The organism is Roseivirga sp. BDSF3-8, from assembly GCF_041449215.1.
Taxonomy (GTDB): Bacteria; Bacteroidota; Bacteroidia; order Cytophagales; family Cyclobacteriaceae; genus JBGNFV01.
The window spans coordinates 580,848-603,214 of the sequence record NZ_JBGNFV010000001.1; the positions used below are offsets into that span (position 1 = coordinate 580,848).

Here is a 22,367-nt window from a genome sequence, read left to right on the forward strand (position 1 = left end):
CCGAAGGGATCCCTATGAGACAACTTCCCAAAGGTGGCAACCCCGCGGTAGTTGGCGAACTAAACTCACCTCAATTAAGTTATATTAATCGAATATAATGTATTATTATGAGTAATAAGAAATTGATAGAGATATCAAATAGAGGCATAGTTAATTTTCACCATATCAAAAATCAATTTGGTTATAAATGTCTCTTGACTACAAAAGGCATTGGAGATACTCATGAGTTGAGGTATGGGAGAACATATTTCACCCAGTTTAATAGAAATCCCAATAGAAAAAGCTTCAGTGAAGCATTGCCTTACAGCAACATTAGCGGATTTCCAATTATGGGAAATTATCTAGTCAAAGTGTCTATCGACATGCAATAAAGTAATTGGAGTATAACTAGATACTCCTTTTGTAATTGAGGCTAAAGCAACCGCGAGATTAGCGACAGCATATCTTGTGGTTGAAACCTACACCCAGTTGTACTGGGCTAAGCACCGAAGTTTCAAACTAGCACTACAGCAATGCCCCATCAGCCTACTCTAGGAGCCTCAACTTCCCCAAAAAGCAACCCCGCTCGTACTTCTTTACGTATATCCTCAACACAGAATTCAGCCCCCCTCCACCGAACAATCCCGCGCTTTCATAGAAAAGCTGAGGCGATAAACGTGCACATAGCCCGAAAAACTTACATCATTCTTACACACGATTGTGGGGGCTAAACTGATACTTGAGGTGGGGGCTGCAATTGGCTTTTGCTCAGGGACTCAAACGTTGCCGGAAGATTTTTTCAAAAGAGTTGTTGCCTCGAAAAAAATCCGTGATTACCTTAACAGCGTGAAAATGAACGACAACACATATTTCTTTTACTTCTGGTGGCATTCTCTCACATGAGTGGCGAGTAGTAAAAGTGTATGATTTCAAGATATTATTACATGGAACCTAAAGCTCGCCCTCGGCGGGCTTTTTTCGTTTTACGGGCAGTTTAGACTAATTTTAGGCTGCCTTACAAAAGACTAAAAACTAATTAACACGTGGAAACCCAATTGAAGACCATTCAGTTGAGTACCACTTACCGGAAGCTGCTGGCGGATACCGTCACGCCTGTAAGTGTGTACCTGAAGCTGAGGGACAAGTTCCGCAACTGTATCATGCTGGAGAGTAGTGACTACCACGGCAATGAAAACAGTTTCAGCTACATCTGCTTTGAGCCGCTGGCTTCTTTTGAGCTGGACAAAGGTACGCTGCGCGTAGAACTGCCGGGCGAGGAAACGACCCTAGAGACGCTCGCTGATCGCCACGACGCGGTGGGCCGCCTGAATGACTTTGCGGCGACATTCAAAAACCCTGAACTTCCCTTCAAATTCCTCCCCAATGGCCTGTTTGGCTATATGTCGTACGACGCGGTGGAGAGCTTCGAGGACATTGACCTATCTGAAAACGACGAGTTTCAGTACCACATACCGGAGATTGTGTACCGCACGTACCGCTTCGTGATCGTGGTAGACCACTTCAAAAACGAGCTTTACCTGTTTGAACACCACCCTGAGGGCGAAAAGCCGACGGGCAAGCTGGAGGAGATCGTGTCGCTGATCAATAACCGCAACCTGCCGGTATACGGCTTTAAGCGGGACGGCGAAGAGGTGAGCAACTTCACGGACGATGAGTATATGGAGATCGTGGAGAAAGGCCGCGAGCATTGTATGCGCGGTGACGTGTTCCAGATCGTACTGAGCCGCAGGTTCAGCAATACTTTTAAAGGGGACGAGTTTAACGTGTACCGCGCCCTGCGGAGCGTAAACCCGAGCCCATACCTGTTCTACTTCGACTACGGCAACTACAAACTATTCGGCAGCAGCCCTGAGGCGCAGATCGTGATCAAGGACGATGAGGCGACCATTTACCCGATCGCGGGAACCTTCCGCCGTACGGGTAATGACGAGGCGGACGCGGAGCTGGCGAAGAAGCTGTATGACGACCCGAAGGAGAACAGCGAACACGTGATGCTGGTGGACCTGGCACGTAATGACCTGAGCCGCAACGGGGATAATGTGACGGTGGAGACTTTCAAAGAGATACAATACTACAGCCATGTGATCCACCTGGTGAGCAAGGTAACGGGCCGGCTGGGTAAAAATACGTCTGCCATCCGTATGGTGGCGGATACTTTCCCGGCGGGAACGCTGAGCGGTGCGCCGAAGCATATGGCGATGACGCTGATAAACCGGTACGAGACGCTGCGCCGCGGATACTACGGCGGCGCGATCGGCTACTGCGGATTTGACGGTACGTTTAACCACGCCATCATGATCCGTTCCTTCTGCAGCACGGGCAATCGCCTTTACTACCAGGCTGGTGCCGGGGTGGTGGCTAAGTCCAGGGCTGAGAGCGAAAAGCAGGAAGTGTACAATAAGCTGGCCGCCCTGCATACGGCTCTGGAACTGGCAGAAGAGATACGCGATTAAGATTAGCTAAAAACACCCGTCACACAGACGATCATGAAGATCCTCGTACTAGATAATTATGATAGCTTCGTGTATAACCTGGTGCACATACTGCACGAGCTGGGTTATGGCGACAGCACAGACGTGATCCGCAACGACAAGATCACGCTGGATGAGGTGGAGGCCTATGATAAGGTGCTCCTGAGCCCGGGCCCGGGCATACCGGAAGAAGCGGGCATTATGCCCGAACTCATCAAACGATACGCGCCCACCAAAAGCATGTTTGGCGTATGCCTGGGACACCAGGCGATAGCGGAGGCCTTTGGGGCCAAGCTATTTAACATGCCTGAGGTACTGCACGGCGTGGCCAACCGTATCCGCATCAGTCATATGGACGACCGCCTGTTTAAGGGCATACCGGAAGACCTGAATGTATGCCGCTACCATAGCTGGAGCGTGGTGGCGGACAGCATGAACGGCGCCCTGGAAGCGACGGCACTGGACGAAACGGGCAACATTATGGCGCTGCGGCACAAGGAATATGACGTGCGCGGTGTGCAGTTTCACCCGGAGAGCATCCTGACGGAGCACGGCAAAACAATGATTAAAAACTGGCTGGAAAAATGAAAAAGATTCTAAACGACCTCTTTGACCATAAGAGCCTGGACAAGGCGACAGCCAAGCGGATACTGATTAACCTGGCGCAGGGTGAATATAACCAGAGCCAGGTGGCGGCCTTCCTTACGGTGTACCTCATGCGGAGCATTACGGTGGAGGAGCTCGGCGGCTTCCGCGAAGCGATGCTGGAGCTGTGCATTCCCCTTGACCTGAAGAAGTACGACGCGATAGACCTGTGCGGAACGGGCGGGGATGGCAAGGACACTTTTAATATAAGTACGCTGTCCTCCTTTGTAGTGGCAGGTGCGGGGCAGCCGGTAGCGAAGCATGGCAACAACGGTGTGAGCAGCATCTGCGGAAGCAGCAACCTGCTGGCGCACTTTGGCTATGAGTTTACGAACGACCCGGCCCAGATAGAGAAGAGCATGGAAGAGGCGGGTATCAGCTTTTTGCACGCCCCGCTCTTCCACCCTGCTATGAAGAATGTGGCGCCTATCCGTCGCGACCTGGGGGTGAAGACGTTCTTTAACATGCTGGGTCCGATGGTAAACCCGAGCTTCCCGCGCAAGCAGCTCGTAGGCGTATTCAGCCTGGAGCTGGCGAGGCTGTATGCGTACCTGTATCAGCAGACGGACAAGGAGTTTGTGATATTGCACGCGCTGGACGGCTACGACGAGATCAGCCTTACGGGGCCTTTTAAAATGATCACCCGCGAGGGGGAGCGCGTACTGGAGCCGCGGGACCTTGGACTGAAGCCATGCCGTGCGGAAGAAATAGCCGGAGGCAAAACGATAGAGGAAACGGCCAACATCTTCCTGCGCATACTGGAAGGCAAGGGCACGGAAGCACAGAACAACGTGATACTGGCAAATGCGGGTATGGCGCTGTACTGCGGAGATAACTCACTGGGCCTGAAGGGCGCAGTGGAGAAAGCCCGCGAGAGCCTGACGAGTGGCAAGGCTTACGAGACGTTCAGAAATTTAACGAAATCGCCTGCACTCGCTGGCAAAAACTAACATCCGAAATCATCTTACTATGAATATTTTAGATAAAATTACCGCCCACAAAAAGAAAGAAGTAACGGAGAGGAAAAGCCTCTTTCCGGAAAAATTGCTTGAGAAGAGCATTTACTTCCCGACGCAGCCCATCAGTATGAAAAAATACCTGCTGCGTGAAGACCGTAACGGTATCATAGCCGAGTACAAGCGTCAGTCGCCCAGCAAGGGCATTATCAATGACCACGCGAAGGTGGAGAAGACGAGCATCGGCTACATGCAGGCAGGTGCTTCTGCCCTTAGCGTACTGACTGATACCGAATTCTTTGGCGGAAAAAATGAAGATTTGCAGACGGCCCGTAAGTACAACTTCTGCCCTATTCTGCGTAAAGACTTTATTATAGATGAGTACCAGATCATCGAGGCGAAGAGCATCGGCGCGGACTGTATCCTGCTGATAGCGGCTATACTGAAGCCTGAAGAGGTGAAAAGACTGGCTGCTTTTGCCCATAAGCTGGGTCTGGAAGTGCTGCTGGAAGTACATGACGGTGAAGAGCTTAAAGCAGCGCTGTGTGACGAGGTGGACCTGGTAGGGGTAAATAACCGCGACCTGAAGACTTTCCAGGTAAATACGGATACGAGCGTACAGCTTGCCCGCGCGATCCCGGATCAGTTTGTGAAAGTAAGCGAAAGCGGCATCAGCGATCCGCTGAGCGTGCTGATGTTGCGTGAGCACGGCTACCGTGGCTTCCTAATCGGTGAGCATTTCATGGCGACAAGCCGGCCATGGGAAACCTGCCGCAAATTTATCCAGGAAGTAAAAAGCCTGGAAGCACGCAGAAAAGGTCAACTGGAAAACGCCTACTGATGAGTTTACGCTGGAAGGTCTGCGGGATGCGCGACAGCGCAAACATACGGGAGGTGCTGGCGCTGAAGCCGGACTATATGGGCTTTATTTTCTTTGAGAAAAGCCCCAGGCATGCGGAAGGTGTGCTGGACCCGGCGGTAACGGCAGATTTTCCGGATAGGACGATCAAGACAGGCGTTTTTGTGAATGCCCCTAGGGGGTACATCCTGCAGCAAGCCGACACTTACGGCCTGCAGGCCCTGCAGCTACACGGCCACGAAACACCCGAGCAGTGCCGCGAGCTACAGGACAAAGGCTTTACCATTTTCAAGGTCTTTTCCGTAGGTGAGTCATTTGACTTTGAGACGCTGGAAGCCTACGTGCCGCATGTGGACTATTTTCTTTTTGATACGAAAGGAAAGAACCTTGGGGGCAACGGGGTGGCGTTTGACTGGAACGTGCTGAAGGCTTACCCTTACGAGGTGCCTATCATCCTGAGCGGAGGGGTAGACACGGAGAATGTAAGCGAACTGGGCGCGCTGGAAGGCCTGCCTCTGCACGGTATAGACGTGAACAGCCGGTTTGAGACCCAACCGGCCCTGAAAGACACAGTAAGACTAATAGCTTTAACAGAAAAAATGGCCCGCAAGGGTTAATTATAGCCGTATGAAACACGCAGTAAACGAAAGAGGCTACTACGGAAAGTTTGGCGGCGCCTACATACCGGAAATGCTCTACCCCAATGTGGAGGAGCTTCGGCAAAACTACCTGAGCATCATGGAGAGCGAGGACTTCCGGAAGGAATTCCAGCACCTGCTCAGGGACTACGTAGGCCGACCTACCCCTCTGTACTTTGCAGAGCGGCTTTCTGAACAATATAAGACACAGGTGTACCTGAAGCGGGAGGACCTGTGCCACACGGGTGCCCATAAGGTGAACAACACCATCGGGCAGATCATTCTGGCCAAAAAACTGGGCAAGAAGAAGATCATCGCCGAGACGGGTGCGGGACAGCATGGCGTGGCGACTGCTACGGTATGTGCGCTGATGGGCATAGAGTGCATTGTGTACATGGGCGAGGTGGACATAGCCCGCCAGCGTCCCAATGTGGAGCGTATGCGCATACTTGGTGCGGAGGTGAGGCCTGCCAAAAGCGGCAGCCGTACGCTGAAGGACGCCACGAATGAGGCGATGCGCCACTGGATCAATAACCCTGCGGACACGCACTATATAATAGGTAGCGTAGTGGGGCCCCACCCCTACCCTGATATGGTGGCGAAGTTCCAGGCGGTGATCAGTGAGGAGATTAAAGCGCAGTTGAAGGAAAAGACGGGTACGGAATACCCCGATTACGTGATCGCCTGTGTGGGCGGTGGCAGTAATGCGGCGGGTGCGTACTACCATTTCCTGGAAAATGAAAACGTGAAGCTGCTGGCTGCAGAGGCAGCAGGGCATGGTGTGGACAGCGGAAAGTCAGCGGCCACCACCTTCCTGGGTAAGCCGGGCATCCTGCACGGCAGCCTTACGCTGCTGATGCAAACAACTGACGGCCAGGTAACAGAGCCCCACAGCATCAGCGCCGGACTCGACTACCCCGGCATCGGCCCTATGCACGCGCACCTGTTTGACAGCAAGCGGGCGGAGTTTGTGGCCATTACGGACGAGGAGTCTATGCAGGCGGGCATTCGCCTGAGCCGTGCAGAGGGTATCATTCCGGCTATTGAGTCGGCACACGCCATTGCGGTGCTGGAAAAGGTGGCCTTCCGTCCGGAGGACAGGGTTGTCATCAGCCTGAGCGGCCGCGGTGACAAGGATTTGGAAACCTATATAAAATGGGGCGGCTACTGATCCGGCCTTTTTCACTAAAGAATTTCAGACACCATGTCTTCAGAAATACAGATAAATAACCGGATAGACGACCTTTTTAGCAGTAAAAAGGAAGGCATCCTGAACGTGTACTTCACGGCCGGGTTTCCCGGACATGACAATACGGCAGCGATAGCGGAGCACCTGCAGGAAGCGGGCGCGGACATCATCGAGATCGGCATTCCCTTCAGTGACCCGGTAGCAGACGGCCCTACGATACAGGAGAGCAATATGCACGCACTGGAGCAGGGCATGACGCTGCACAAGCTTATGGACCAGCTTAGCGGTATCCGTGAGAAGGTGAGCATCCCCATTATCCTGATGGGCTACATGAACCCCGTGATGCAGTACGGCGTAGAGGAGTTTTGTAAAAAGTGTGAGGAGATAGGCGTAGATGGCCTTATCCTGCCAGACCTGCCGCTGCAGGAGTACCTGGACCACTACCAGGAGACATTCCGCAGCCACGGCCTGCACAATATCTTCCTGATCTCGCCGCAGACGAGCGAGGAGCGCATCCGTGCGATAGATGAGCACAGCGCAGGTTTCATATATATGGTAAGCTCGGCGAGCATCACCGGTGCCAAAAAAGGGATATCCGATGAGCAGGTGAGCTACTTTAAGCGTGTAAATGACATGCAGCTAGGCAATCCGCGCCTCATTGGCTTCGGCATCAGCGACAATGAAAGTTTCGGCCGTGCCTGTGAGTACGCCAGCGGTGCCATTATCGGCTCTGCTTTCATCAACATGCTGCGCGAGAGCAATGACCTTGGCAGCGACATTACTTCTTTTATTCACTCCGTAAAAGGAATCTAAACACCCGGCATTATGATTATTCAGCTCGATAAAAATATAAGCGAAAAGAACAAGAAGGCGATCACGGATAAGATGAGCAGCCTGAAATTTAAGCCCACCGAAGTACTGACGCAGAAAGGCGACTACCTGATCGGTACCGGCAAGGCTGACTTTGATATCCGCGACCTGGGCCAGATGGCAGGCATACAGGATATCCACATGGTAAGCGATGACTACCAGCTTGTAAGCCGCAAGTGGAAGGTGGACTACACGACCATAGACCTGGGCGACGGCGTGAAGGTAGGTGCCAATGACTTTGCCATTATGGCCGGTCCCTGCTCTATCGAAAGCGAAGAGCAGATCGTGAAGGTAATAGACCACCTGAAGGCGAACAACGTGAAGATCATGCGCGGTGGTGTGTATAAGCCCCGTAGCTCCCCGTACAGCTTCCGTGGCCTGGGCATCGACGGCCTGAAGCTGTGGCACCAGCACGCGAAAGCGGCGGGTATCAAGATCATTACGGAAGTCATGCAGGTGAGCCAGATCGCGGAGATGTACGACTACATCGACATGTACCAGGTGGGTGCGCGTAACACGCAGAACTTTAACCTGCTGGACGAACTGGGTAAGGTGGACAAGCCTGTACTGATCAAGCGCGGTATCAGCGGCACCATCGAGGAGCTGCTTTACAGTGCGGAGTACGTATTCAGCGGCGGTAACGAGCGCCTGCTGCTTTGTGAGCGCGGTATCCGTACCTACGAGAAGGCGAGCCGTAACACGATGGACCTGAACGCCATTCCGATCCTGAAGGAGAAAACGCACCTGCCCATCATCGCCGACCCCAGCCACGGTATCGGTATCCGCCACCACGTGGAGCCCATCACCCTGGCCAGCATCATGGCAGGCGCAGACGGCGTAATCTTCGAAACCCACGAGATCCCCGAAAAAGCCTACTCCGACGGCCAGCAAACCCTCAACTTTCGCGAATCAGACAACATGATCGCCCGCATCAGGAAGACATTGGAGCTTAGAGAGAGTTTTTAAGGTATAGTATAATACCTTCGGTATTAAGAACCGTCCTGCGAGAGTAGGGCGGTTTTTTTGTTTGGTGGGGGTGGAATTATTCATATTTTCGCATTCTAAAGTTTAATTATTGAAGTCAGATGAAAGACATTAAAGAAATAAAAGTATTTATAGCTTCCCCTAGTGATGTTCAAAAAGAAAGAGAAATTTGTCAAAAGGAAATTGATAGATTAAATAAAACCCAGGGTAGTCAAGAGGGTTTTAATATTAAGCTGCTAAAATGGGAAGATACTAGACCTTCCACAGGTGAATACGCACAAGGCGAAATAAACAAACAAATCGGAACTGATTACGATATTTTTATAGGGATAATGTGGCTCAAGTTCGGGTCTCCAACAAAAAATGCTGGATCAGGAACAGAGGAGGAGTTCAACATAGCCTATCAAAACTTTCTTAAAGGGAGCGACATTACGATAATGTTTTACTTCAGTGAAGTGCCTTCAAATCCCAGCAATATAGATCTTGAACAGTTCTCAAAAGTAAAAGAGTTTCAAAAAACGGTTGGATCATATGGAAGTTTATATAAGCCCTATAGCTCTTTAGCAGATTTTAAAGATTTAGTTCACGACCATCTATATCTAGCAATCTCTGAAAAGCTGAAAAACAAAGAACAGGAAACGAAAAGTAAAGATACGGCAAATGAATTAGAGAATGACGAAATAACATTCGAGTTTACCGAAAAATTTGAAAACCATTTAAATAATGTTGGTACAAAATTCTCTCATTCTAATGTTGAAACTGTAACATTAGATGATATATATTGTCCTCCTGACTTAAAAACATTTGATAGCAAAGAAAATACAGGTTATAAAACGAAAAACACCGACGAGATAGCCTCTACTTTTCCTTCTGACAATTCAGGCTTTAAATATGTAATTTTAGGCAAGCAACTTTCAGGCAAAACTTCTATAGCCAAATATTTGACAAAAGAATATTTCAATTATTCGTATCTACCGATATTACTATCAGGAAGAGACTTTACTAATAACCTTCGTATTGAGACAATAATTAAAATTTTAGAGAAGAAGGTAAAGGAACAATATAAAGAGCCTTTTCTAATAAATGCTAAAAATAAAAATGAATTAATCTTTGTCATAGACGATTATGATAAGGCAACTAAAGGAGAAATAAAATTTTGGCATGCCCTTAATAATAATTTAAATAAAATTTCACCCAATATTGTTCTATTAGGAAACTCATTGATGCTAATGGAAAACTTTGGCAGCAAGGATCCATTTGCAAATTATGAGAAATTAGGAATTTTAGAATTTGGACCTATATTAAGAAAGGAGCTTGTTGATAAATGGAATAAGTTAGGTGCCGAAGATAATTTTATAGACAGAAATGAAGTCTTGAGAAAAAACGATGCTGCCCTCGACTATATTAAAACAATTATTGGCAAAAATTACGTACCATCTTACCCTTTATATCTATTAACTATTCTTCAAGCCTATGAAGGAAATGTCGTTAATAATACTAATTATTCATTACATGGATTTTACTTTGAACTTTTAATAAACGATGCGTTAAACACTGCAGTTAAGGATAAAAAGGACATCAGTTTGTACCATAATTTCATGACGGAGTTATGCTTTAATATGTTCCAATTGCAGACAAAAGAAGTTTCCTATGATACATTTGACAACTTCTTCATACTTTTCTGCAAAAGATATGATATCGAAACGAGTTTCAAAACAACCTTAAAAACTTTAGAGAATGCAAATCTATTAATTGTAAATAATGGCATTCAAGTTCCTGAAAACTATATTTATTACTTTTTCGTAGCAAAGTATATTGCAAATAATATATATAAAAAGGAAATAAAGTTAATAATATCTAAGCTAGCAGAAAGAATTTTCAGAAAAGAATTTGCTAATATTTTAATGTTCTTAACGCATCTATCAAAAGATGAGTACATAATAAAAATCTTAATAGAACAAAGCTCTAATTTATTTAAAGAATTTAGTCCGACAAAATTAAGTTCTGACATTGAACAAATCAATAAATTAGTCGAATCCATTCCAGATCAAATACTAGACCATATAGATGTTGATCAAGCAAGAATTGAAGAATTAGAAAATGAAGAAGAACAAGAATTATTGGAAAAAGAATTACAAAATCACAAGTCGCAATACGATGAATTTCAATTAGATGACAATATTGAAAATCTAGATTTTATAGCCAGATTGAGTAGGGCTATGAAAGCAATTGATCTGTTAGGACAGGTTGTTAAAAAGCACTGGGGTGAACTAGATGGTGAAACTAAAGAAGTGTTGATAACTGAGACCTATATGATAGGGCTTAGAACATTGTCGTTTTATATCAATACGCTAGCAAGCAATTCTGAATCCATTGCTGATATTATTGAAGAACAGGTATCACGGAAACATATAAAAGATAGGCACGTACTTAAAGAGTCCGTTCAACAACTTACTAAAGAAACACTATTTAACTTTTCGTTTTTGGCTACTTGGGGAACTATTAATAGAGTAAGTAACGCTGTAGGGCTAGATAAATTAGATCCTACATTGAAAAAAGTTCTGTCTAAGAATAACTACAATTCAGTAAAATTGATTGATTTTTCAACAAAACTTAAATACAAAAATATTAACCTAACAACAGTTGACAAATATCATGAAGAGATGAAAGACAATAAATTATGCCATATGTTATTGCAAAATCTGGTTATTGATTATCTATATATGTTTAATATATCTTTTAAGGAAAAGAGTCAACTATGCGCAAAATTAGGTATTAGTATGCAAGACCAAAGATATATTTCTGGGTCTTCAAAAGTAAAAAAGAAATGATTTAACCAACAAAAAGTACCATTCCCAAAGGCGTAACCACCACCCCAGCCCCTCAAACAACTCGATCATTGTAGGTGGGGCGTGGGGGCGGTGGACGGTAGGACATCCCCCGGACGGGGCATTTGCTTGCTATAGTAGCATTTTAGGCCTGCCCCCTGTCAAAGGGGGAGTTGTGCAGTGCTTCGGTTTGGCTTTTCGTTTTTTGGGTTTGTGCGAGATATGGCGGTACAGGGCGAAAATGACTCTATTTTAAAAGCACACAGTGAGTCCCCCTTCGGCCGCGAAAGTGACCTTAATGCGCCATTCCCGGACGCCGTTCCGGGATCCGTCGGCTACTAGCTGAGTGCTGGCTTAAAGCGACCCCAGACGTATTGCAGACTGTCGGCTAAGGGCAGTTGCTGGTATGGCTACTCTCCGCCAGACGATACAGACCTCTTGCAGAGCGCCCACGGGTCTAAGCCCGGGGATAATCTGTGACCGGAACACCCAGCTATGCAAAAGAAACGGAACGACATCATTCCTTACCGAAAGGATCTGAAGCTGCTTGCGCGGAGGCTCCCTTAATGCGCCATTCCCGGACATTGATCCGGGATCCGTCAGCTACTAGCTGAGTGCTGACTTAATGAGACCCCAGCAGTATAGCAGACTGTCGGCTATGGGCAGCGGCGGGTATAGCAACTATCTGCCAGACGATAGGGACCCCGGGTCTCGGCCCGGGGATTATCAGTTACCGGAGCCACGACCTCCCCGAAGTCGCCGCCAATGACATCATCCGCCAGGAGCGCCTGGAAGAATACGGCCTGCACTTCCTCCGCTTCGCCGACATCGACGTAAAGCGCAATATAGATGCAGTGGTGGGTGAGATAGCGGAGTGGGTGGAGTGGAATGGGAAGTTGGTGGTGTAGCTTCAGTGCTCATTTTACAGGACATCCCCCGGACGCAACGGCGGTGTTCCAAAGCAGCATTCTACGCCTGCCCCCTGTCAAAGGGGGACTTTGAGTGTGCACTTAATTGGCTTTTCTCTTTCTTAAAAGATGCAGAATGTAGTCCCCCTTTGGCAGCGAATGATAAGGAAGGGCAGTATGGATGATCCGATAGGGGGAAGGGGTAATTAGTTAATTTGGAAGTAGAATGGTGCGTCCGGGGGATGTCACAGCAGAAGTGTCCACACAAAAGCGTACCAACACCACCACTTGCCTAAAACCGCCCTACACCCTATATTCGCAGCCCCAACAACACCCAGCTATGCAAAAGAAACGGAACGATATCATTCCTTACCGGAAGGATCTGAAGCTGCTTGCGCGGAAGCTCCCTTAATGCGCCATTCCCGGACATTGATCCGGGATCCGTCGGCTACTAGCTGAGTGCTGGCTTAAAGAGACCCCAGACGTATAGCAGACTGTCGGCTAAAGGCAGCGGCGGGTATGGCTACAGTCTGCCAAACGATGGGGACCCCGGAATGCGCTTCGCTTATCCGGGGATTATACGTGACCGGAACACCCAGCTATGCAAAAGAAACGGAACGATATCATTCCTTACCGGAAGGATCTGAAGCTGCTTGCGCGGGGCTTCCTTAAAGCACCATTCCCGGGCGAGTGAAACGAGACCCGTCGGTTACTAGCTGAGTGCTGGCTTAATGAGACCCCAGACGTATTGCAGGCAGTCGGCTAAGGGCAGTGGCGGGTATGGCAAGAGTGAGCCAGACGATAGGGACCTCTTGCAGAGCGCCCACGGGTCACCGCTACGCTCGCCCGGGGATAATCTGTGACCGGAACACCCAGCTATGCATAAGAAACAGAACGACATCATTCCTTTCCGGAAGGTTCTGAAGTTGCTTGCGCGGAAGCTTCCTTAAAGCGCCATCCGGGGGCGCCTAGCCCGGGCACCGACCCGGGACCCGTCGGCTGCTAGCTGAATGCTAGCTTAAAGAGACTCCAGAAGTGAAGTAGACTGTCGGCTAAAGGCAGTGGCGGGTATGGCTACAGTCTGCCAAACGATGGGGACCCCGGAATGCGCTTCGCTTATCCGGGGATTATACGTGACCGGAAGAATACGGCCTGCACTTCCTCCGCTTCGCCGACATCGACGTGAAGCGTAATATAGATGCTATGGTGCCTGAGATAGCGGAGTGGATAGAGGGGAATGGGAAGGTGGTGGTGTAGATGGGTTTGGTGCTCATTTTACAGGACATCCCCGGATGATACTAGTACATTAAGTCTGCTAGGACTTAAATAGATATGCATAAAGCAAAAAAAGACCGCACAAGGCGGTCTTTTTCGTTACAATTCTTTTAAAGTTATGCGCAATTACGGTAATTAGTTTCATTACACATATTTTCATAATGCGTACAGCCTCCACGGGTTCCCATTTCCCATTCAGGATCATCAGGATATTTATCATCAATGACCGTATGATTTGGGGGTACCCCACCATGCACTCTCATGCCAGGGACTGTTACAAAACTGGTCAATCTTAATTGATCCAGGCTTAATTTTTCTTTTTTCATAATTTAAAGATTTTAATTCAGGGCCTAGGGCCATATTAATTTGGTTATTCTTAAAATAAGATAAATAATTGATATAGTTAATTTTTATTGATTAAGCCGTTCCACACTTATGTATTTGAGCTCCCAATCTTATCTGTACCACATCCTGAACGGCGACGCGCTCAGGGCACGACTTACGAAGGAAATACCGGGATAAGCAATCGTGATGAGAGAAGCACTGATAAAGAGTAGTGTTGACAAAGAGCATCCTGACGCTTTCTTTAAAATAGGGTCTTTCACCTAAGTGACGCTTATACAGGCTCCCTTAGTGAAAAGGTCGCGCTTGCGGTATGCATTCTCAAGAATGCAACCTGGCGGACTGAGTCAAATACCGCCAACTATCTATGCTATCTGTAGGCTGAGGGCAGTGGTGGGTATAGCTACAGTCTGCCAGACGATGGGAGCCATGCAATGGGGACCTCTTGCAGAGCGCCCACGTCATGCGCCGGGGATTGCCACTAGAAGAATACGGCCTGTACTTCCTACGCTTCGCTGACATAGACGTGAAGCGTAATATAGAGGCCGTGGTGGGTGAGATAGCGGATAGAGAGGAATGAGAGATTTTAGCCTGATCTTTCGTAAATTCGAGCTTTTTGAACTTGGAGGAAATTCCGCCAAGTTGAGTAATTTCCTTCATATGGCCAGTAACAAGATAGAAATATACCAGAGTACCGAGGGCGATGTTCAGCTTGATGTTAGAATAGACTCTGAAACGGTTTGGCTGAATCAGGAACAACTTAGTCAACTGTTTGGCAGAGACAGAACGGTTATAGGAAGGCACATCAGGAATGTTTTTAAAGAGGAAGAGCTTGACGAGGAAGTGGTATGTGCAAAATTTGCACATACCACTCAGCACGGTGCTATGGCCGATAAAATGCAAGAAACGACTACTAAATTCTATAATCTTGATGTCATTATTTCAGTTGGATACCGTGTAAAATCATTGCAGGGAACCCAGTTCAGGCAGTGGGCTACCCAGAGGCTAAAAGATTACCTGGTTAAGGGATATGCGATCAATGAACAGCGCCTTGAGCAAACGCAGCAGGAGGTGAGGTTTTTAAAGTCAGGAATTCAGATTCTTAGCAGAGCTATTGAAGAGAAAGCCACGGAAGAGGGCCTGGAATGGCTGAATCAATATGCCAAGGGGCTAACACTACTGGATGACTACGACCATGAGCAACTGGATACTAAAGGTGTATCTAAACAGCAGGCAGAATATCCTACTCAAGAAGAATACCAGCAGGTAATTGAGGCAATGAAGGCAAAGTTTGACTCAGCCGTATTTGGACTTGAAAAAGATAAGGGTTTTGAAAGTGCAGTATCACAAATAGCCAAAGGCTTTGGTGATGAGGACTTCTACCCTACCCTTGAAGAAAAGGCGGCCATGTTGCTTTACCTTGTCATAAAAAACCATGCTTTTGCTGATGGTAATAAAAGAATAGCCGCTGCATGCTTCCTGCTTTTCTTAAAACAGAATGCTATGCTCATAAACAGCGAAGGCGAAATGATTATCAGCAATGAGGCATTGGCCAGCCTTACCCTTTTCATAGCATCCAGTAAGCCGGAAGAAATGCAAACGGTGAAGAATTTGACGGTAAGCATGCTGAATAGGAATAAGAAAGAATGAAAATGATTTCCCCTACCCAGCCAGTCTTAGAAATCTGTAATCATATTGATGCTTGCATTCAAATTTGTTTAGAGGTATTAGATTATGATTAATTTATTTGGCAACTATCTTTTTACAGGATTTTTTTAAATAGTAAACAATAAATGAATTTTTTGGGTCGTTTAGTAAAACTATACACTTTATCAAAATTTATAATGCGTATAGGTTTACTTGTGCGCCCATTTTTTCTATTATTATTGAACTTCTGCTTACTGGGTTTGGAAACTTTCTTCAACATTCAATTGAATCTCTTTTCCGAGGTGTTAAAATAGTTTAAAGGTGCCAAGTTTGATTCTATCGATGCAAGCTGGACTGAAAGCTTAAAAAGAACTCACATTCAAATAGCTGATTTTAGAACCCATCATACAGGGTCAACCTTTCGGCAGAATCTGGACACTCAGAAAGTATTAGGCGAAAAAATCAACCTTGAAGACTGGTACACAGTTTTCACTATGATATGTACTGTATTTGATTTGACTGCAGAACAAATAGCTAGCAAGGTTTTTGAAAAGGAAAGCCTATTCCCTCTAAAACTAAGAGAGGAAATAAGGAGTGCCATGGACAAATTAAAAAGGCATTATCAATAAAAAGCAGTTGCTGGTATGGCTACAATAAGCTAGGCGATGGGGACCTCTTGCAGAGCGCCCACGTCATGCGCCGGGGATAATCGGTGACCGTCAGGTGCCCTTGCTGGATTACATGGTTAGCGTTAGCTGCGACCTTACGGGGTACCAGCAGATGTAGGCTTTATAATATTATCATCTAATAATTGCTTGAATATTTTCTCAGCTGAGGCTCTTGCAAATATGGATGGGCCAAAGGAACCTGAAGATGAATAATTTGCTTTCCAGACCTCCCTGTTTGTTCCGGTATCGATACCTATTAATTGGTATGACGCGGTTTGCAGCGTTCCATTATAGTATTCAAGTTGCTCAGGCTTGAAAAATATAACCAAATCTTTTCCGCCTTCTACAATGGCGTTGGCGATTTTCTTGTCTCTGTCATCCTCGACATTTAAAGCAAGTTCATCTCGCCGGTCAGCACTAATCAGAAGTACATCTACCTCTTGCTGATTTTGACTAAATACATCTTCAAGGTGCCTTTTAAGGGAGTTTGAAAAAGTAACTGTTCTGCCGGATTCAAAAGGTATGACGATTAGTGGCCTTTTGTATGATGTAGAAAGATGTGGATCTACCACAGATTGCAACTGAACCCCACAGCCGCTCAACATGAGCAAAGATAGAACGTAAAAAATGTTATGTTTTTTCATGTTTTCAGATATTTATTTGGTTACACTTCTTAAGTGTACTTAATTATTATTATTCTATAAATAATAAATGAAATTAATTCCATTTAAATAAATCTATCACACCCTTCACTTTATCATCGGAATAGACGGGAGAAGGTAGTTATGGGTATAGAATGTCGGGCCAGACCCGCTAGTCAGCGGGCAGGCTGATGGCGCCCATTGCATGCGCTAGCTCATTCGGCGGGGACATATGTTACCGCGAAAAAAACCGTCCGGTTGTATGCTTTAGGTGTCCAACCCCGAACAGCTTAAAGGTGTACACCAGGCCTCAAATTCGATGCAGGCACCTTTTTTCATTTGGCATATGCATTGCAAAGGAGCAGTGTAAATCACATATGACTAAACGATTATGAAGAAAATACTACCTCTGATCTTTGCTTTGCTTTGTATTCATGCGGGCTTTGTGCGGGCTAACACGCCAGTGAATACAGTACATACTGGCCCGGGTAAGGAAATTGACCTGCCGGCCTTTACATCGCTTAGTATTAAGGGTGGGGGCACCTATTATATACATTATAGCAGGAGCAGTAAAATAGAAATAAAAGGGGCGGGCCGGTGCCTGGATGAGGTGGAGGCTACCGTGAGTTATAGAGAACTATCTATAGGGCCAGCAGAAAATGCTACGGGAAACTGTCCTATCGAGGTACACATCTATACATCAGCCCTTAGCAGCATACAGCAAAAAGGTGGCGGAAGCATTAGCATCATGAAAGGCTTCCCTCCTGTCGAGTCGTTCAAATGTAGCCTAAAGGGAGGCGGAGACATGAATTTATCAGCTCTTCGTATTGGTTCTCTCCATGCTGCTATCAAGGGAGGGGGCCAGGTGATGGCCACGGTTGAGAAAAGCCTCCATGGTGAGATAAAAGGCGGAGGCAGGCTCTATTACCAGGGCGACCCTGCTGTGAAAAAGGAAATCTCAGGCGGCGGCACCATCGAAAGCAGGTAATATGATACGCAGGCACATTTTACTAATGCTTATCATTTTGAGCTGTACAAAAGGAGCCGCAGTCCAAAACACGGTACAGCTACCCGCCGATAGGTTTATCGACCCCAGGGATGGCCATGCGTACAAAACGGTACGGATAGGTGAGCAGGAATGGCTGGCGGAAAACTTCGCTTACCTGCCGTATATTTGTGAGCCGGGCGAGGCCGACTGTGGCGTTTGGGTGTATGATTATGACGGCTCAAGCCTTACAGAAGCCAAAAAGACTCCGCAATACGGAATGTATGGGGCGCTATACAGTTGGAAGGCGGCCCGGGAGCTGGCCCCGGAGGGCTGGCACGTGCCCAGCGATGAGGAGTGGAAAGAGCTGGAACGGCATATTGGTATAGACGCTAATGCTATTGATGATAAAACCTGGAGGGGAGAGAATAATGAGGCGGACCGCCTGAAGAAAGAAGGGGATACGGGCCTGGAGGTGGTCTTCGGTGGCTGGATGACAGATTACGGGAAGTTTAACTTCGCGCAGCAGCATGCAAACTTCTGGTGTGCGGACGAAGTAGATGCAGGCAGAGGTATAGAGCGACTACTCGGGCTGACCAATGGCAGGATAGGAAGAGACGCAGGCAATAAAGGCTGCGGCTTTAGCGTGCGGTATGTGAGGGATAGGTAGTGAAGTGGCTTAATGAGTTGCCAAATGTATCTAACAGTCAGGCCTTCTGCTTGTGACTGAGAAATGATCAGTCTATCAAATGGATCTCGATGTCCTTCTACAAAAGGAAGGGAGGCATTGGCCAAAACATGAGAAGGGGTTAAGGGGAGTAATTTGAAGCCACTTTCCGTAATTAATTCAAATAGCTTTTCTAATGACATTTGCAGTTCCAGCTTGCCAAGCGAGTGCTTAATGGCCATTTCCCATAACGAGGCTACAGAGACATAACATTCGTTTTCAGGCTCGATTATTAAATTCTTTACGCTTTCAGGAAGCTGATCAGACTCAGAGAGGAACCATAAAATAGCATGTGTATCCAGCAATTACCTCATTACATGTATTCGTTAAAATCATTGAGCGGCTCATCAAAATCATCTCTCATTTTAACCATGGCTTTTGCAAGCCCGGGCTTCCTTTTGGCTGCTGTCTCCTTTTAAGACTTCTGCAAAAGAAACTCAATATAGTCACTAACCTGCTCCTGAAGTGCTTTAGGTAATAAGGTTAGCTTGGTGTAAACATCAATTTGTGTTATGATCGATCAAATATGTTCACTGAAGATCAGGTTTGCTCACAGATGATCAATTATAATCACCTTCAATCATTTTAACGCAAAAATAAACAGAAAAGATTACCAGCAAGAATAGTTCACACGCTAGAGAACCCAACAATTGCCCCTATCTTTGCCCTATTATTTAATACTCCCCCTACCCCATGTCCACACACATTAAAAGCCAGGCAGATATATTAGCTAAATTAGGCATAGAGAAGCTGAACGCTATGCAGATCGAGGCAAAGGAGGCCATTGCAACTGAAAGCGAGGTGATTTTGCTGTCGCCTACGGGCACGGGCAAAACGCTGGCTTTTCTGCTGCCTATCATCGAGGCCCTGGACCCAAGCTGTGAGGAGATCCAGAGCGTGATCATCGTGCCTTCGCGTGAGCTGGCGATACAGATAGAGCAGGTGATGCGCGAGATGGGCACGGGCTTTAAGGTAAATGCGGTATACGGAGGGCGTATGGGGTCTAAAGACCGCATGGAGATAAAAACGCGGCCAGCGGTGCTGATCGGTACGCCGGGCCGGGTATCTGACCACCTGAGGCGGGAAGCTTTCGATACCAAACACATCACCACGCTGGTGCTGGATGAGTTTGATAAGTCGCTGGAAATAGGCTTTGAAGGGGAGATGAAGGACATCCTCACTTTACTGCCTAATGTGGATAAGAAGATACTGACCTCGGCCACGCAGGGCGTACGCATACCCAGGTTTGTAGGCCTGCAAAACCCTGTTACGATTGACTACCTGGACCAGCGAAGCTCGCGGCTGCAACTGAAAAAGGTGATCTCTCCGGAGAAGGATAAGCTGGAGACACTCCTTGAGCTGATCGCGCATATTGGGGAGGGGAACGGCATTATCTTCTGTAATTTTAAAGACTCGATACAGCGTGTCAGCGACTTCCTGGGGGAACATAACATCTCTCACGGCGCGTTCTACGGAGGCCTGGAGCAGACGGACAGGGAGCGGGCACTGATCAAATTCAGGAACGGAACGCATCAGCTACTGCTGGCGACTGACCTGGCGGCCAGGGGCATTGATGTGCCGGAAATTGACTTTATCATTCACTACCACCTGCCCTTCCGGGGTGAGGAGTTTACGCACCGCAATGGCAGGACGGCCCGCATGAACAGTAATGGTACGGCTTATGTCCTGCTATACGAAAAGGAGGAGGTGCCGGAATTCATCGGGGATATACCCGAGGAAAAGTTGGAAAAAACCGACCTGCCGGAAGCGCCTCAGTGGAGCACGCTGTTCATTTCCGGAGGCAGAAAGGACAAAATATCTAAAGGTGATATAGCAGGCCTATTTATCAAACAGGGAAACCTAGATAAAGACGCTCTGGGAGTCATCGAACTTAAAAATGACTGCGCTTTTGTATCGGTAAAAGCCTCTGAGGTAAAGGAGCTACTACCAAAGGTGAATAACACGAAGCTGAAGAAGAAAAAGGTGCGGGTGTCGGTGGTATAAAGCATGGATGACGCTTTCAGCATACTTTCCAAAAAAGAATTAAATTACTGCTGAAAACTAAATCTATATTTCAACTATGAAAAAGAAACTGAATATCTCTTCACTTAATGTGAAAAGCTTCAAAACCACAGAAGAAAAGACTTCTATAAAAGGTGGGTATGAAAAGAGCTATTATACCAACTGTCCACTAAATGGATGCGAAACACTTAACTACAGGTGCTCGAATGGGGTTAATTTTATGATCTGATTTAGAAAAGCCTCATAGGAGAGGCTTTCTATTTAATCTACCAAAAAAAGCCGCCCAATGGCGGCTTTCATATTGTTTAATAGCAGGGATGATACCAGCTCTCTATACAACATTCCGTATTTTGGTAGGGGTCGCCCGTCCGGTTAGCCCCCCCCTTTGATTTTGGGAGTATTCATAACCTTAAAGCTTTTCAGCCGGACTTCACTAAGTCTTACCTTTTTCATAGAACGTATTGTTATTGGTTGAAACATAATATAGCTAATAATACGGCCTTTTTCAATTGACTAACGTATAATGCCGCTTGCCTGCGGCTATCAGAACTGAATCATATAGCCGCATGAAAAAAAGTGCCAAAGGAGGACTAAGTTGACCAGGGACTATTGATTACGTTAACCCACCAGGCCACTAGGGGTGGATAGTAATAGCCCCCTACCCTCACATGTACTATTTCTACAAATATTGGTTACCCATACTGCTCTGTAAGCCGTACTTTTAACGGAAAAATATAATCTAATGAAGAAGTCCCTATTAGTGTTGGCTTTTCCGGCGATGCTGTTTAGCTGTGGTGGCGGTGAGGAAAAGCAGGAAGCAGAAGAAGCACAGGTTACTACTGAACTGACTGAGGAGGAAGAAATGGAAACGGCAGAGGAATTATCTGTAGAGCTGCAGTCCGATGCTGAAGAAGTACGCCAAGCCAGAGAAAAAAGCCTGCAGGAAGTAGATTCATTACTGGAAAACTTTTAAGTCATGAAAAATCAACTGATCATATTATTTGCCGCTATCGCGCTATGCACAGGTGGCACGGCGATGGCGCAGGGTAAGTCTGAAGAGCGCGGGCGGGGCAAGCAAAAGCAGGAAGAGAAAGCCCACGGCAAAAAGGAAAAAGAAGCGGCGCCCGACCATGAGGACGATGATGACCATGACCATGACCACAAAGGCGGTAATGGCAAAAAAGATAAGGGCCGGCAGGAGCACAAGGCTGACGCACACGATCATGATGATGCGCACGACCATGACGATGATGACCATAGTCATGACAAAGACAAAGCTCATAAGCACGGAAATGGCAATGCCTACGGCAGGCACAAGGGTAATATGACAGGCCGGGAGTTTGGTCAGTTACGGTCAGCGGAAGCCAGGGCCAAAGTGAAGAAGGAAGCCGAGGACCTGGAGGACGAAATAGAAGAGAGTGAAGAGGAGATAGAGCAGCGGAAAGGCAGGCTGAAAGAAGCACTGGAGAAGCTGGAAGAGATGAAGAAGGAAGGGTCGGCCAAAGAGGCGGAAATCACTGACAAGGAGCGCATACTGAAAGAGGCAGAAGAAAAGCTGGATGCCCTGGAGGAAGTAGTAGAGGAGAAAAAAGGCAAGCTTAGAGAAATCATCTTCGGGGATTCCTGAGTAAAGAGGCTCTATTAAGTTTATAAAAAAAGCTTCTCTGCTAATCTGTGGCAGGGAAGCTTTTTTCATTTGGAGCGAGGGCAGA

At 47.0% G+C, this 22,367-nt stretch carries 19 protein-coding genes and 2 pseudogenes; 17 read left to right on the plus strand and 4 right to left on the minus strand.

Features of this window, described 5'->3' with window-relative positions; all coding sequences use genetic code 11:
- Positions 1–1,034: 1,034 nt before the first annotated feature.
- The 10 genes from AB9P05_RS02265 (at position 1,035) to AB9P05_RS02310 (ending at position 12,348) form a co-directional block, all read left to right on the plus strand.
- Positions 1,035–2,453, plus strand: a complete 1,419-nt coding sequence (locus AB9P05_RS02265; RefSeq protein ID WP_371911327.1) for an anthranilate synthase component I family protein — start codon at positions 1,035–1,037, stop codon at positions 2,451–2,453.
- A gap of 33 nt (positions 2,454–2,486) precedes the next feature.
- Positions 2,487–3,059, plus strand: coding sequence for an aminodeoxychorismate/anthranilate synthase component II (locus AB9P05_RS02270; protein WP_371907195.1), 573 nt, complete (start codon positions 2,487–2,489; stop codon positions 3,057–3,059).
- Positions 3,056–4,066, plus strand: coding sequence for an anthranilate phosphoribosyltransferase (trpD, locus tag AB9P05_RS02275; RefSeq protein WP_371907196.1), 1,011 nt, complete (start codon positions 3,056–3,058; stop codon positions 4,064–4,066). The genes AB9P05_RS02270 and trpD overlap by 4 nt, the downstream gene beginning before the upstream one ends.
- A 19-nt stretch (positions 4,067–4,085) precedes the next feature.
- The gene (gene trpC / locus AB9P05_RS02280; protein WP_371907197.1) at positions 4,086–4,913 is read left to right on the plus strand and encodes an indole-3-glycerol phosphate synthase TrpC; all 828 of its coding nucleotides are present in this window, start codon (positions 4,086–4,088) and stop codon (positions 4,911–4,913) included.
- Positions 4,913–5,548 (plus strand): phosphoribosylanthranilate isomerase, encoded by a 636-nt coding sequence (locus tag AB9P05_RS02285; RefSeq protein WP_371907198.1) that lies wholly within the window; start codon positions 4,913–4,915, stop codon positions 5,546–5,548. Before trpC ends, AB9P05_RS02285 begins: the two co-directional genes overlap by 1 nt.
- Before the next feature lie 10 nt (positions 5,549–5,558).
- The gene (gene trpB, locus AB9P05_RS02290; protein ID WP_371907199.1) at positions 5,559–6,740 is read left to right on the plus strand and encodes a tryptophan synthase subunit beta; all 1,182 of its coding nucleotides are present in this window, start codon (positions 5,559–5,561) and stop codon (positions 6,738–6,740) included.
- A gap of 33 nt (positions 6,741–6,773) precedes the next feature.
- Positions 6,774–7,571: a tryptophan synthase subunit alpha gene (gene trpA / locus AB9P05_RS02295; RefSeq protein ID WP_371907200.1), complete on the plus strand. Its 798-nt coding sequence runs from the start codon at positions 6,774–6,776 to the stop codon at positions 7,569–7,571.
- A 12-nt stretch (positions 7,572–7,583) separates the two neighbouring features.
- A complete protein-coding gene (gene aroF / locus AB9P05_RS02300) occupies positions 7,584–8,594 on the plus strand; it encodes a 3-deoxy-7-phosphoheptulonate synthase (RefSeq protein ID WP_371907201.1) in 1,011 nt (336 codons plus the stop codon).
- Between the two features lie 119 nt (positions 8,595–8,713).
- Positions 8,714–11,443: a DUF4062 domain-containing protein gene (locus AB9P05_RS02305; RefSeq protein WP_371907202.1), complete on the plus strand. Its 2,730-nt coding sequence runs from the start codon at positions 8,714–8,716 to the stop codon at positions 11,441–11,443.
- A 767-nt stretch (positions 11,444–12,210) separates the two neighbouring features.
- Entirely contained in the window at positions 12,211–12,348 is a 138-nt protein-coding gene (locus AB9P05_RS02310) for a hypothetical protein (protein WP_371911328.1), read from the plus strand.
- Positions 12,349–13,739: 1,391 nt separating this feature from the next.
- On the opposite strand, the gene AB9P05_RS02315 is transcribed toward AB9P05_RS02310, so the two are convergent.
- Positions 13,740–13,949, minus strand: coding sequence for a hypothetical protein (locus tag AB9P05_RS02315; RefSeq protein ID WP_371907203.1), 210 nt, complete (start codon positions 13,947–13,949; stop codon positions 13,740–13,742).
- 592 nt (positions 13,950–14,541) lie between these two features.
- Between AB9P05_RS02315 and rhuM the strand changes: the two genes are divergently transcribed.
- On the plus strand, positions 14,542–15,615 hold the full coding sequence (gene rhuM / locus AB9P05_RS02320) for a RhuM family protein (protein ID WP_371907204.1): 1,074 nt from the start codon (positions 14,542–14,544) through the stop codon (positions 15,613–15,615).
- Between the two features lie 760 nt (positions 15,616–16,375).
- On the opposite strand, the gene AB9P05_RS02325 is transcribed toward rhuM, so the two are convergent.
- Complete coding sequence (locus tag AB9P05_RS02325; protein ID WP_371907205.1) at positions 16,376–16,924, minus strand: hypothetical protein; 549 nt, start codon at positions 16,922–16,924, stop codon at positions 16,376–16,378.
- Between the two features lie 388 nt (positions 16,925–17,312).
- Between AB9P05_RS02325 and AB9P05_RS02330 the strand changes: the two genes are divergently transcribed.
- Together AB9P05_RS02330 and AB9P05_RS02335 are read left to right on the plus strand one after the other, a co-directional pair.
- A complete protein-coding gene (locus AB9P05_RS02330) occupies positions 17,313–17,909 on the plus strand; it encodes a GIN domain-containing protein (RefSeq protein ID WP_371907206.1) in 597 nt (198 codons plus the stop codon).
- 25 nt (positions 17,910–17,934) lie between these two features.
- Positions 17,935–18,576 (plus strand): fibrobacter succinogenes major paralogous domain-containing protein, encoded by a 642-nt coding sequence (locus tag AB9P05_RS02335; protein WP_371907207.1) that lies wholly within the window; start codon positions 17,935–17,937, stop codon positions 18,574–18,576.
- 44 nt (positions 18,577–18,620) lie between these two features.
- On the opposite strand, the pseudogene AB9P05_RS02340 reads toward AB9P05_RS02335, so the two are convergent.
- Positions 18,621–18,938, minus strand: a pseudogene (locus AB9P05_RS02340) (type II toxin-antitoxin system VapC family toxin); the annotation flags it as partial.
- An 8-nt stretch (positions 18,939–18,946) separates the two neighbouring features.
- A pseudogene (locus tag AB9P05_RS02345) lies at positions 18,947–19,033 on the minus strand (DUF2281 domain-containing protein); the annotation flags it as partial.
- 293 nt (positions 19,034–19,326) lie between these two features.
- Between AB9P05_RS02345 and AB9P05_RS02350 the strand changes: the two are divergent.
- The 4 genes from AB9P05_RS02350 to AB9P05_RS02365 all read left to right on the plus strand — a co-directional run bounded on the left by AB9P05_RS02350 (position 19,327) and on the right by AB9P05_RS02365 (position 22,282).
- A complete protein-coding gene (locus tag AB9P05_RS02350) occupies positions 19,327–20,637 on the plus strand; it encodes a DEAD/DEAH box helicase (RefSeq protein ID WP_371907208.1) in 1,311 nt (436 codons plus the stop codon).
- A gap of 76 nt (positions 20,638–20,713) precedes the next feature.
- Positions 20,714–20,884, plus strand: a complete 171-nt coding sequence (locus AB9P05_RS02355; protein ID WP_371907209.1) for a hypothetical protein — start codon at positions 20,714–20,716, stop codon at positions 20,882–20,884.
- Between the two features lie 513 nt (positions 20,885–21,397).
- A complete protein-coding gene (locus tag AB9P05_RS02360) occupies positions 21,398–21,628 on the plus strand; it encodes a hypothetical protein (protein WP_371907210.1) in 231 nt (76 codons plus the stop codon).
- Between the two features lie 3 nt (positions 21,629–21,631).
- Positions 21,632–22,282: a hypothetical protein gene (locus AB9P05_RS02365; protein WP_371907211.1), complete on the plus strand. Its 651-nt coding sequence runs from the start codon at positions 21,632–21,634 to the stop codon at positions 22,280–22,282.
- Positions 22,283–22,367 lie beyond the last annotated feature (85 nt).

What these genes read in the sequence shown, in the direction of transcription:
- AB9P05_RS02270 (WP_371907195.1), top strand. Translation starts at nt 2,487, where the DNA reads ATGAAGATCCTCGTACTAGATAATTATGATAGCTTCGTGTATAACCTG.
- trpD (WP_371907196.1), top strand. Translation starts at nt 3,056, where the DNA reads ATGAAAAAGATTCTAAACGACCTCTTTGACCATAAGAGCCTGGACAAG.
- trpC (WP_371907197.1), top strand. Translation starts at nt 4,086, where the DNA reads ATGAATATTTTAGATAAAATTACCGCCCACAAAAAGAAAGAAGTAACG.
- AB9P05_RS02285 (WP_371907198.1), top strand. Translation starts at nt 4,913, where the DNA reads ATGAGTTTACGCTGGAAGGTCTGCGGGATGCGCGACAGCGCAAACATA.
- trpB (WP_371907199.1), top strand. Translation starts at nt 5,559, where the DNA reads ATGAAACACGCAGTAAACGAAAGAGGCTACTACGGAAAGTTTGGCGGC.
- trpA (WP_371907200.1), top strand. Translation starts at nt 6,774, where the DNA reads ATGTCTTCAGAAATACAGATAAATAACCGGATAGACGACCTTTTTAGC.
- aroF (WP_371907201.1), top strand. Translation starts at nt 7,584, where the DNA reads ATGATTATTCAGCTCGATAAAAATATAAGCGAAAAGAACAAGAAGGCG.
- AB9P05_RS02305 (WP_371907202.1), top strand. Translation starts at nt 8,714, where the DNA reads ATGAAAGACATTAAAGAAATAAAAGTATTTATAGCTTCCCCTAGTGAT.
- AB9P05_RS02315 (WP_371907203.1), bottom strand. Translation starts at nt 13,949, where the DNA reads ATGAAAAAAGAAAAATTAAGCCTGGATCAATTAAGATTGACCAGTTTT.
- rhuM (WP_371907204.1), top strand. Translation starts at nt 14,542, where the DNA reads ATGAGAGATTTTAGCCTGATCTTTCGTAAATTCGAGCTTTTTGAACTT.
- AB9P05_RS02325 (WP_371907205.1), bottom strand. Translation starts at nt 16,924, where the DNA reads ATGAAAAAACATAACATTTTTTACGTTCTATCTTTGCTCATGTTGAGC.
- AB9P05_RS02330 (WP_371907206.1), top strand. Translation starts at nt 17,313, where the DNA reads ATGAAGAAAATACTACCTCTGATCTTTGCTTTGCTTTGTATTCATGCG.
- AB9P05_RS02335 (WP_371907207.1), top strand. Translation starts at nt 17,935, where the DNA reads ATGCTTATCATTTTGAGCTGTACAAAAGGAGCCGCAGTCCAAAACACG.
- AB9P05_RS02350 (WP_371907208.1), top strand. Translation starts at nt 19,327, where the DNA reads ATGTCCACACACATTAAAAGCCAGGCAGATATATTAGCTAAATTAGGC.
- AB9P05_RS02355 (WP_371907209.1), top strand. Translation starts at nt 20,714, where the DNA reads ATGAAAAAGAAACTGAATATCTCTTCACTTAATGTGAAAAGCTTCAAA.
- AB9P05_RS02360 (WP_371907210.1), top strand. Translation starts at nt 21,398, where the DNA reads ATGAAGAAGTCCCTATTAGTGTTGGCTTTTCCGGCGATGCTGTTTAGC.
- AB9P05_RS02365 (WP_371907211.1), top strand. Translation starts at nt 21,632, where the DNA reads ATGAAAAATCAACTGATCATATTATTTGCCGCTATCGCGCTATGCACA.